The organism is Campylobacter concisus, assembly GCF_015230035.1.
GTDB lineage: Bacteria > Campylobacterota > Campylobacteria > Campylobacterales > Campylobacteraceae > Campylobacter_A > Campylobacter_A concisus_BK.
Genome location: NZ_JAAKZD010000017.1, coordinates 18866 through 30018 on the forward strand (window position 1 = coordinate 18866; position 11153 = coordinate 30018).

Below are 11153 nucleotides of genomic sequence, written 5' to 3' on the forward strand. Positions count from 1 at the left end.
AAATGGTTCAAGATATAGATGATATTTTACAAGAGATAAACCGCGGCGTTGCCGAGATGATCGATGCTGAGAGAGTTGAAAATTTGGTTAAAAATTATTATGAAAAAGGCGAAAATTTCTACGTAAAAGCGGGCTTTGACCCAACAGCTCCAGACCTTCACCTAGGTCACACAGTCGTTTTAAACAAGATGGCTTTGCTTCAAAAACATGGCGCGATCGTGCAGTTTTTGATAGGCGATTTTACCGCTCAAATAGGCGATCCAACAGGCAAGTCAGCCACTAGAAAAAAGCTAGATCAAGAGACTGTTTTAAAAAATGCAAAAACTTACGAAGAGCAAGTTTTTAAAATTTTAGATCCTAAAAAAACTGTGATAATGTTTAACTCAAAATGGTCAAATGAGCTAGGAGCTGCTGGGATAATCGAGCTAACTAGCACATTTTCAGTAGCTAGAATGCTAGAGCGAGATGACTTTGAAAAGAGGATAAAAGCAGGTAATCCTATATCAATCTCTGAGTTTATGTATCCGCTTCTTCAAGGCTATGATAGCGTTGCTATGAAGTGCGATATCGAGATGGGCGGCACGGATCAGAAATTTAACCTTCTAATGGGTAGAACATTGCAGCGCACATATAATGTTGGTAAAGAGCAAGCTGTCATCATGATGCCACTTCTTGAGGGACTTGATGGCGTAAATAAGATGAGTAAGAGCCTTGGCAACTACATCGGCGTAACTGAAAATGCAAATGATATGTTTGCAAAAACGCTTAGCATAAGTGACGAGCTTATGTGGCGCTGGTACGAGCTACTAAGCACAAAAACACTTGGCGAGATAGAAGAGCTGATGAATGACGTAAATAGTGGCAAATATCATCCAAAAAAGGCAAAAGAGGATCTTGCATACGAGATAACAGCGAGGTATCACGGCGAGGAGGCTGCTAAGGCTGCTATGGCTGAATTTAACAGCGTTCACTCTCAAAATCAGCTCCCAACAGATATGAAAGAATTTAGTTTAAAAGCGCCGATTTGGATAGTAGAGGCCTTATCTCAGTGTGGGCTAAGTGAGTCAAACTCTCAAGCAAGGCGAGATATAAAAGCAAATGCAGTTAGCGTCAATCAAGAAAAAATTAGTGATGAGCAGTTAAAATTAGGAGCAGGCGAGTATATCTTGCAGGTTGGAAAGCGTAAATTTGCGAAGATAAAGGTTGAATAAATGGAGTTAAAGCCATTAAAAATAGGAAAATATGAGATAAAGTATCCGATATTTCAAGGCGGTATGGGGCTTGGCATCAGCTGGGACAAACTAGCTGGCAATGTGAGCTTAGAAGGCGGTCTTGGCATAATTAGCTCAGTTGGCACAGGCTACTATGAAAATCGCAAATTTATAGATAAAGAGCTAAATGCAAAGCCTTTTGGAAGCGAAAATTTCTACTCCACAAGAGGACTTCGAGCAGTCATAGAAAACGCACGTAAAATTTGTGGTGACTTGCCACTTGGCGTAAATATAATGTATGCTGCAAACGACTACGCAAGGGTGGTTAAAGACGCCTGCGAGGCTGGTATAAATATCATAGTATCTGGTGCAGGCTTGCCAACAAATTTACCTGAATTTACACAAAATTTTAAAGAGATAGCACTAGTGCCGATCGTCTCAAGCGCAAAAGCACTAAAGATAATCTGTAAGCGCTGGCTTCAAAGATATGAGCGCTTGCCAGATGCTGTCGTGCTTGAAGGACCGCTAAGTGGCGGCCATCAGGGCTTTACATACGAGCAGTGCCTTGATCCTGAGTTTTCACTATTTAATCTCATCCCGCAGGTAAAAGCTGAGATCAAAGAGTGGGGCGACTTCCCTCTCATCGCAGCTGGTGGAATTTGGGATAAAAACGACATCGAAAAGGCGATATCGCTTGGAGCAAATGGCGTTCAGATGGGCACACGCTTCATCGGCACCCACGAGTGCGACGCTGATATTGGCTTTAAAGAGGTCTTGCTAGCAGCTGAAGAAAAAGACATTGAGCTTATAAAGAGCCCAGTTGGCTACCCAGCTCGCGGGATAAGAACAAATTTGATAAATTTAGTCGATAAAAGAATGGGTCCAAAGATCCAGTGCATAAGCAACTGCGTGAGCCCTTGTCAAAGAGGCAAAGAAGCAAAGCAGGTTGGGTATTGCATCGCGGATAGGCTATTTGACGCATATAGCGGCAAAAAAGAGAGCGGGCTATTTTTCACAGGGGCAAATGGCTATAAACTAAAAGAGCTAATAAGCGTAAAAGAGCTAATGCATAAGCTGGTACATGGTGAATGAAACGGGCGATAATCCTCTTTTTTCTTGCTTTTAGTTTTCTTTTTGCGGCGACAAATTCAGAGACTTTTGCCAAATTTGATAAGAATTTTGCCGGCTCAAGCAGAAGTGCAAAGATAAAGCTTCACAATGATATAAAAAATATCTATGTTGATGCGATCATTAAAAACGACAAAAATACGAAAAAGCAGGCACTTACTAGGCTAATAACAAGCTCAAAGGCGCTTGGCTTTGACTCAAGCGCATATATAAGAGACCTAAATGCGATAAACGGCGTAAAAGGTGCCAGCGCGCCAGCGGTTTCGCCAACTTTAACGCTACTAAGTGCCACAAAGGTAAATGACACCTTGGTGCTTAAATTTAACACAAAGCTAGATACCGCAAGGCTAAAAACATCGTTTGCCAAACAGCAAAATGCCTACAAAAATATCATGGACATCGATGGCAGGCTAAATGGCAACCCACTAACTTATAAAAATTTCATCTCAGACTACATCCACATCTCTCAGTATGACAAAAACACCGTCAGGATCATCTTTTCTGACAAGGTGCAAAAGACGATAAAGGCAAATGCGACTGGGGATTTGCTAATAATCAGCGCTCAAAATTTCATCTCAAATGAAAGTGTAAGAGCACCACTTCATAAGCTTAAAAATAAAAATGAAAAGCCAGCACAAAGCGCAGTAGAGCCAAATTTAAAGTCTGAGCCAGTACAGAGCGAGCCAGCACAAAGTGAGCCAGTAGAAGAGCCTTTGCCTCCAGTTGCTGCGGGTAAGTTTTCACGCAACAAAACGATCGTCATCGACCCAGGGCATGGTGGCACAGACCCTGGTGCGGTAAATGGCAGTTTAAAAGAAAAAACAGCCGTTTTAGGTGTAGCCAAAAAGCTTGGCGAGATACTAAAATCTCGTGGCTACAAGGTCTATTTCACTAGATCAACTGACGTTTTTATAAATTTAAGATCAAGAACGAAATTTGCAAACGACAAGATGGCTGACCTCTTTGTATCCATCCACGCAAACGCCGCTCCAAACGCTGCTAAAGCAAAGAGCATGCACGGCATCGAGACATTTTTCTTATCGCCTGCAAGAAGTGAGCGCAGCAAAAACGCAGCCGCACTTGAAAACAAATCAGACATCGAAGAGATGAACTACTTTTCACAGCAAACGTTTCTAAACGTGCTAAACCGCGAGAAGATCATCGCCTCAAACAAGCTTGGTATCGACATTCAAAAAGAAATTTTAGCAAGCGCTAGAAAGGTCTATGCAGCCAGCGACGGCAGCGTGCGAGAGGCGCCATTTTGGGTGCTCGTGGGCGCTCTTATGCCGGCAGTTCTAGTCGAGATCGGCTACATCACACATCCAGTCGAGGGCGAAAAACTCTTTGACGAGGCCTATCAAAAAGCACTTGCAAACGGCATCGCAAACGGCATAGATGGATATTTCGCAAAAAATAGATGAAAAATGCAAATTTGAGCTTTAAAGGGCAAATTCCATTTAACGAAGAGTTTGGCGACATCTACTTTAACACCGATAAACCTTGGCTTGAGAGTGAATTTGTCTTTGCGAGCGCACTTGATGAAATTTGGCAGAGCAAAGATAGCTTTATAGTCGCTGAGACTGGCTTTGGCGCTGGGCTAAATTTCTTCACACTTTGTAAGAAATTTAAAAGTAGCCCCAAAAAACTTCACTTCGTTAGTATTGAAAAAAGCCCTATTAAAAAAGAAGATCTTTTAAAAATTTATGAAAATTTAGGCCTTTTTAAAGCCTATGCTAAAAAGCTAGTTTCGCTCTATCCACCGCTGATCTCAGGCATACACCGCATAAATTTCGCTCCAAATATCACCCTTGATCTTTGCTACGGCGAGGCAGATCAAATTTTGCCTGAGCTTGATTTTACCGCTGATATCTGGTTTTTAGACGGCTTTGCCCCAAGCAAAAATGGCTCGATCTGGAGCGAAGACGTCTTTAAGCAGATCGCAAGGCTAAGCAGGGTTGGCACCATAGTTAGAACTTACTCGTGCGCAAAAATGGTAAAAGATGGGCTAAAAAATGCTGGCTTTTTGCTGAGCCTAAAAGAGGGCTACGCTAGAAAACGCCAGATGAGTAGCGCCGTGCTAGAGAAAAAGGATGAAAATTTAAAGGACGCTTGGTTTGCTAGGTGCAAGCCAGTTGCCAGCGTAAAAGGCAAAACAGCGCTTGTTATAGGAGCAGGTGTGGCTGGGCTTGCCACAGCTGGTGAGCTAGCTAAAAATGGCTTTAAAGTGGTGATCGCCGAGGCAAAGAGTGAGGTCGCGACAAATGGCTCAGGTAATCACTGCGGCGCCTTGATGCCACTAGTTACGAAGCCTGGGGTAAATTTAGGCCGCATGCACATAAATGCATTTTTGCAAGCAGTGAGATTTTACAAGGCAAATTTGCCAAAAAGTCTCATCAAATTTAATGGCTGCATCGACTATGCGTTCGATGATGAGCTCATTAAAAGATACGCATCGTGGCAGGATCAAAGTGCGGAGGATGTTTTTAAATTTGATGAGAGTTTAAAGCCATATCCTGGGATATTTATAAAAGAGTCGGCTTATGCTAGACCAAAAGAAATTTGTAAATTTCTATCAAGCAACTTTGAAATTTTATTTAACTACGAGTATGAGAGCAGGACGCACCTGCAAAATGGCAAGATAGACGTTAAATTTAAAAATAAAAAAAGCTTGGAGGCTGATATCTTGGTCTTTTGCACAGGCAGTAAAAGTAGCGAGATATTTAAAGACTATGACATGCAAATAAGCAGCGTAAGAGGTCAAGTCACGCACCTAAAACCAGTGCTAAAAAATGAGCTACCACTAAGCGCAAAAGGCTACATCTGCCCAGCCGTAAAAGGCGTGCAAGTCATCGGCGCAACCTACGCTAGAAATGAAATTTGCGACACGCCTAAAGACGAGGATAACGCTAAAAATTTAAGCGATGTGAGTGAGTTTTTTGACACGTCAAAAGCTATCATCATAGGCTCACGTGTGGGATATAGAAGTTACAGCGGAGATAGATTTCCAATAATCGGCGCTTTGCACGACGAGGAGTTTTACAAGCAAAACTACAAAGGGCTATTTTGGAGTAAAAATAAAGATAATAATCCAAAAGCAAGCTACGAAAAAAATCTCTTTGTAAATTTCGCTCACGGCTCGCGCGGCCTTGGTACGGCGATACTTGGAGCAAATTTGATAACAGATCTTGTGCTTGATCGCCCACTTTGCATAGAAAGATCGCTATTTTACGAGCTTCATCCTGCTAGGTTTTTGATAAGAAAACTTAAAAAAGGACTAAATGTATAAAATTAGCAAGTTTGATCTCATAGAAATTTCAAACGCTTTGGCGGAGCGAGCGCAAATTTAAATTTACGCAAAAGGCTTGAAACTCTTTGCCAAAAAAATGAGTGCGAGCTTTTGCTAGCTCCACTTGCGTTTTGCTCTGATAATGCGCTGATGATAGCAAGAGCTGGACGTGAGAAATACCTAAAAAATGAGTTTATCTCGCATGATAAGCTAACTATAAATCCAAGGGTTAGTTTTAAGAAAATAGAAATTTAAAATTAGAGTAAATTTGATGGTGGCTAAAGCTAGCCACCATGCTTAAATTTAAAGCCTTGTCTTCATCTTTTCAAATTCATCTTTTATCACTTGCTCGTGTGGCTCGCTAGTCATTTTATTTATCGCGTCGCCCCAGATACTGACCATGATGATGGCTAGGCTTGAGGTTAAAATGCCTGGTAAAATTTCATAAACATAGGCATTTAGCCCTGATGTTATCCAAAATATCACGGTCGCACCGCCAGCTATCATACCAGCAAGCGCTCCAAGTGCGCTCATACGTTTCCAGTAAAGGCTAAAAAGCAGTACCGGACCAAAGCTCGCGCCAAATCCAGCCCAAGCGTTGCCAACGACATTTAGAACGTTATCTGTAGAGATAAAGGCAAGTACGGTGGCAATTATAGCCACGACCACGACTGCATAGCGGCTGATCGCTGTTTGCGTGCTTTGGCTCACCTCTTTTTTATAAAAGGCAAAGATGAAGTCCTTTGTGACCGAGCTTGATGTGACTAAAAGCTGGCTTGAGATGGTACTCATGATCGCTGAAAGCACGGCTGAGATGATGATACCTATAAAAAATGGTGGGAAAAGTAGCTCACCAAGCTTTAAAAATACTGTTTCAGGATCGCTTAATCCGCCTCTTTGGCTAAAATAGACAAAGCCGATAAGTCCGCTCATGATAGCACCTAGTAGGCCGATCGTCATCCAGCCGATACCGATCCTTCTTGCCTTTGCAAGCTCTTTTGAGTCACGTATCGCCATAAATCTAACTATGATATGTGGCTGTCCAAAGTAGCCAAAGCCCCAAGCTAGAAGGCCCAAAATGCCCCAGAAAGTCTGGTCTCTAAATGGATTTAGGTGATTTGCATCAAGCCTGCTTATCTCTTTTATCAAATTTGTATCGCTTGGCAGGTCTAAATTTAGATATGCCACAACTGGGATCGAGACTAGGACGCAAAACATCAAAAGCCCCTGAAATGCGTCAGTTATGCTAACAGCCTTAAACCCGCCAAAAAATGTGTAAAAGACTACGATTATGAGCGTAAAGACCGCTCCGTATGCAAATTTTAAGCCAAAAAAGCTCTCGAAAGTCTTGCCGCCAGCGATGATGCCACTACTTACGTAAAGGGTAAAAAATATCAAAATGATAAGGCCAGATATGATCCTTAAAATTTTAGTCCTATCTTTAAAGCGGTTTTCCAAAAAATCAGGTATCGTGATGCTATCGCTCGCGACCTCAGTATAGACCCTAAGCCTTTTTGCTAGAAATAAGTAGTTGCAGTACGCTCCCACGATAAGACCAGCTATCATCCAGACATTTGCAACGCCAGTTGCGTATAAGGCCCCGGGCACGCCAAGTAGCATCCAACCACTCATATCAGAAGCGCCAGCGCTAAGTGCGGTGACGACTGGACCCATTTGACGGTTATCTAGCAGATACTCGTTCATACTTGCGTTTTTATCGTAGAAATATCGTCCGATAAAGAGCAAGAAACCAAAATAGATGGCGATGGCTAAATAAGACCCAAAGCTCATAAAATTCCTTTCAAATAAAATAAAACGCTTATGTTATTATAAATTCATTTAAATTTCAATGAGCGGGCTTATTCCTTAAAAAATTTTAAGCAAAATGATATATTTTTTTTCGTATCATTTAAGGCTACATTTTAAAGAAAGGATGAAGTTGAACGCTCAAAATTTAGCCAAATTTCTATTTTTTATAATAATTGTCTCACTTGGAACATACTTTTTCTATCCAAGAGATCTTAGCGAGGCGCAAGAGATCGCATATATCAAAAGTTACGGAGTAACACTTGGCCTTACGATAGGCGGTATTGCTATAGGCATCACACTTGGATTTATTTTAGCTTTTATTAAATTTTTAGATATCAAGGTTTTAAATTTCGTCATAGATGAGTATATCGACATCTTGCGTGGAACGCCTGTAATACTTCAACTTCTAATATTTTCAGTGGTGATTTTTGCCACTTGGAGCGATAACTTCTACGTCGCTGTGATTGCACTTGGACTAAATAGCTCGGCATACGTTGCTGAGATCGTAAGAAGCGGCATAAATAGCGTCGATAAAGGTCAGATGGAGGCAGCTAGGGCAATGGGGCTAAACTACTACGTTTCGATGCGTGAGATAGTCTTTCCGCAAGCTACTAAAAATATCTTGCCAGCGCTTGCAAATGAGTTTATATCGCTTTTTAAAGAGACCTCAGTCGTTGGCTACATAAGCGTCGTTGATATTACGATGCAAAGTAAGAGCCTTCAAGCGGTCTTTTACAGCCCAGAGCCAGTCATTTTTACTGGCATTGTATATTACGTGAGCGTTAAATTTTTCACCCTTTTGGTGAAACTACTTGAGAGGAGACTAAATCGCCATGATTGAGATTAAAAATTTAAACAAAAGCTATGGCGATTTGCGTGTTTTAAATGACATCAGTGTAGATATCAAAAAGGGCGAAGTTATAGCGATAATTGGCCCAAGTGGCGGTGGAAAAAGTACATTTTTGCGCTGCATAAACCGCCTTGAAGAGCCAGATAGTGGGCATATCAAGATAAACGGCAAAGATATCCTCAATAAAAAATCAGACATAAATAAAATTCGCCAAAAAGTGAGCATGGTGTTTCAGCACTTTAACCTTTTTGCAAACAAAAACGTCTTGCAAAATTTAACCCTAGCTCCGATAAAAGCTGGGATCTTAGACAAAGAGAGTGCCGAGAAGAGGGCAGATGAGCTGCTAAAGAGCGTTGGGCTAAGCGATAAGAAATTTGCCTATCCGCACAAGCTCTCAGGCGGTCAAAAACAGCGTATAGCAATCGCTAGAAGCCTAGCAATGGATCCAGAAGTGATACTGTTTGACGAGCCAACGAGCGCGCTAGACCCTGAGATGATCGGCGAGGTGCTTGATATCATGAAAGATGTCGCAGCAAAGGGCATAACGATGCTTGTTGTAACTCACGAAATGGGCTTTGCAAGAAACGTAGCAAATAGAATTTTCTTTATGGACAAAGGCAAGATAGCAGTTGATGACACGCCAAAAAATGTCTTTACAAATCCGCAGCACGAGCGTCTGCGAGAGTTTTTAGGTAAAATTTTAAATCACTAATAAGGAGTAAAATGAAAAATTTATTAAAATTTCTAGCGTTAGGGTTAGCTCTTTTTTTTATAGGTTGTGGTGATGATAGTGGCAAAAAAACAGCTGCAAATGCGCCAGAGGCTAGCAAAGAGGTAGTTTATAAGGTGGGTTCAAGTGCTGATTATCCTCCATTTGAGTATCTTGATGATAAAAATCAAATCGTTGGCTTTGAGATCGATCTTTTAAATGAGATCACTAAAAAAACTGGGATTAAATTTGACGTTGCAAATATGAGTTTTGATGGGCTAATACCAGCTTTAAAAACTGGCAAGATAGATATCGCGATAAGCGGCATGAGCGCAACTGATGAGAGAAGAAAGTCTGTTGATTTTACTAAGCCATATTATTTTTCAGAGAATTTATTTATCCGCAAAAAAGGCTCAGATGTAAATAAAGAGAACCTTAAAGATAAGAAAATTTCGGCTCAAGTTGGCACGCTTCAAGAGGATGCAGCTAAAAAGATCACAACTCAGTCAATCCCAGCTGAAAATGTAGCAGCAGCTATAATGTCACTAAATGCCGGCAAAATCGATGTTGTGCTTACTGACAGCCCGATAGGTGTTGAGTTTTTAAAACAAAATCCAGACTTAGAGGAGTTTTTGAGACTTCCTGACGGTACAGAGGGCTTTGCGATGGCATTTGATAAGGGCAAACATACTGATCTTATCAAAAAGATAGATGCTGTGATCGAAGAGCTACAAAAATCTGGCGAATTTGACAAAATGCTCGCTAAATACGACCTTAAAAAGTAAATCCTAATATAAATTTGCAAGAGGCAAAAATGCTTCTTGCAAAAAATCTCACAAATTTCTAATTTATAAAATTAAATATTATTTAAATATATTGTAATAAAATTGTCAATTTAATTTAAGGAGAACGCAATGAAATCACTCAGGATGAGAACGGCACTTGTGCTAAGTGTCATGCTTTTGGTTTGTGTTAGTGTGGTTGGTCTTGTGACCTATAACATGGCTAAAAATTTATATACCGACAGGGTCGAAAGTAAAGAATTTCCACTTGCTGTCAATGAAGTTGGCTATAAAATAGAATCTTACATCGATAAGATAATCGACGCTTCTTATCAAATAACTCAAAATAGCTTTTTAATAGACTGGGTTAAAAATGGCGAGGACGAGCACGGCAGAAAGGTCTTGTTTGACTATTTTCAAACTCTTGCTAAAAATTTAAAGCTAGATACAATAATGTTTGGCTCAGATAGAACCCTAAACTACTACGTTGAAGATAAAATTTTAAAGGTCATTAATCCAGAAAATGACAAATGGTACTACGCCTTAAAAGATGGCAGCAGCCCAAGCCTAATCGACATCAACAAGGCTGAAGACGGCAGCGGCAAGATAATGATGTATATAAACTACAAAGTTCAAAAAGATGATAAATTTTATGGCATCGCAGCAACTGGCGTAAATTTAAGCGAGATAGTAAATTTTGTCCAGTCACAAAAGATAGGTCGTGGCGGTAAATTTCTACTTGTCGATGGAAAAGGCGACATTAAGATCGGCAAAGACGTAAGTGGTAATCTAAAAGATATAGTAGGCGAAGCAAATCTTAAAAAGCTAATCAATGAAAATGGTGGCTATGTATCACTAGAAAAAGATGGCAGAAATTTATTGATTGGTTCAAAATATATCAAAAATATGGGCTGGTATCTTATCGGTGAGCTTGATAAAGACGAGCTTTTAGAGGATCTAAACTCACTTGCATATGCATCTGTTGGTGTGCTTGTAGTGGTGCTTATTTTAGGATTATTGCTCTCGCTTTATCTATCTTCATACCTCCTAAAAATCATCCTCAAACTAAAAACAGGCCTACTATCTTTCTTTGATCTACTTAACTATAAGACAAATAAAGCAGACCCTATATATATAAATTCTAAAGATGAATTCGGTGTTATGGCAGAGCTCATAAACGAAAACATCAAAAAGATACAAGATACTGCTAATCAAGATGCTACTGCTGTTAATCAATCAGTATCAACAGCAAAAGAGATAGAAAAAGGAAATTTAAAAGCTAGGATCACAGAAAACCCAGCTAACCCAAAACTAGTAGAACTTAAAAATGTTCTAAATAAAATGCTTGATGTTCTTGAAGCAAAAGTAGGTAGTGATC

General features: G+C 40.4%; 9 protein-coding genes and 1 pseudogene. 9 read left to right on the plus strand and 1 reads right to left on the minus strand.

From position 1 onward, the window contains the following. Positions 1-2 precede the first annotated feature (2 nt). The 5 genes and pseudogenes from tyrS to G6W41_RS09450 form a co-directional block, all read left to right on the plus strand. A complete protein-coding gene (tyrS, locus tag G6W41_RS09430; protein ID WP_194171353.1) occupies positions 3-1211 on the plus strand; it encodes a tyrosine--tRNA ligase in 1209 nt (402 codons plus the stop codon). After that, positions 1212-2303 (plus strand): nitronate monooxygenase, encoded by a 1092-nt coding sequence (locus G6W41_RS09435; RefSeq protein WP_004317256.1) that lies wholly within the window; start codon positions 1212-1214, stop codon positions 2301-2303. Next, complete coding sequence (locus tag G6W41_RS09440) at positions 2300-3760, plus strand: N-acetylmuramoyl-L-alanine amidase family protein (protein ID WP_194171354.1); 1461 nt, start codon at positions 2300-2302, stop codon at positions 3758-3760. Before G6W41_RS09435 ends, G6W41_RS09440 begins: the two co-directional genes overlap by 4 nt. Continuing rightward, positions 3757-5625, plus strand: a complete 1869-nt coding sequence (mnmC, locus tag G6W41_RS09445) for a bifunctional tRNA (5-methylaminomethyl-2-thiouridine)(34)-methyltransferase MnmD/FAD-dependent 5-carboxymethylaminomethyl-2-thiouridine(34) oxidoreductase MnmC (RefSeq protein ID WP_194171355.1) — start codon at positions 3757-3759, stop codon at positions 5623-5625. The genes G6W41_RS09440 and mnmC overlap by 4 nt, the downstream gene beginning before the upstream one ends. Positions 5626-5646: 21 nt before the next feature. Continuing rightward, positions 5647-5880 (plus strand): annotated as a pseudogene (locus G6W41_RS09450) (tRNA (adenosine(37)-N6)-threonylcarbamoyltransferase complex transferase subunit TsaD); the annotation flags it as partial. A 48-nt stretch (positions 5881-5928) separates the two neighbouring features. Here the strand turns inward: G6W41_RS09450 and putP are convergent. Then, positions 5929-7416 (minus strand): sodium/proline symporter PutP, encoded by a 1488-nt coding sequence (gene putP, locus G6W41_RS09455; RefSeq protein ID WP_021092063.1) that lies wholly within the window; start codon positions 7414-7416, stop codon positions 5929-5931. Positions 7417-7564: 148 nt separating this feature from the next. On the opposite strand from putP, the gene G6W41_RS09460 reads away from it, so the two are divergent. The 4 genes from G6W41_RS09460 to G6W41_RS09475 all read left to right on the plus strand — a co-directional run. Then, the gene (locus G6W41_RS09460; RefSeq protein ID WP_012140157.1) at positions 7565-8275 is read left to right on the plus strand and encodes an amino acid ABC transporter permease; all 711 of its coding nucleotides are present in this window, start codon (positions 7565-7567) and stop codon (positions 8273-8275) included. Continuing rightward, a complete protein-coding gene (locus G6W41_RS09465) occupies positions 8268-8996 on the plus strand; it encodes an amino acid ABC transporter ATP-binding protein (protein WP_194171356.1) in 729 nt (242 codons plus the stop codon). The genes G6W41_RS09460 and G6W41_RS09465 overlap by 8 nt, the downstream gene beginning before the upstream one ends. An 11-nt stretch (positions 8997-9007) precedes the next feature. Next, the gene (locus G6W41_RS09470) at positions 9008-9778 is read left to right on the plus strand and encodes a basic amino acid ABC transporter substrate-binding protein (protein ID WP_194171357.1); all 771 of its coding nucleotides are present in this window, start codon (positions 9008-9010) and stop codon (positions 9776-9778) included. Between the two features lie 129 nt (positions 9779-9907). After that, a partial coding sequence (locus G6W41_RS09475) for a cache domain-containing protein (protein WP_194171358.1) occupies positions 9908-11153 on the plus strand: 1246 nt, incomplete at its 3' end.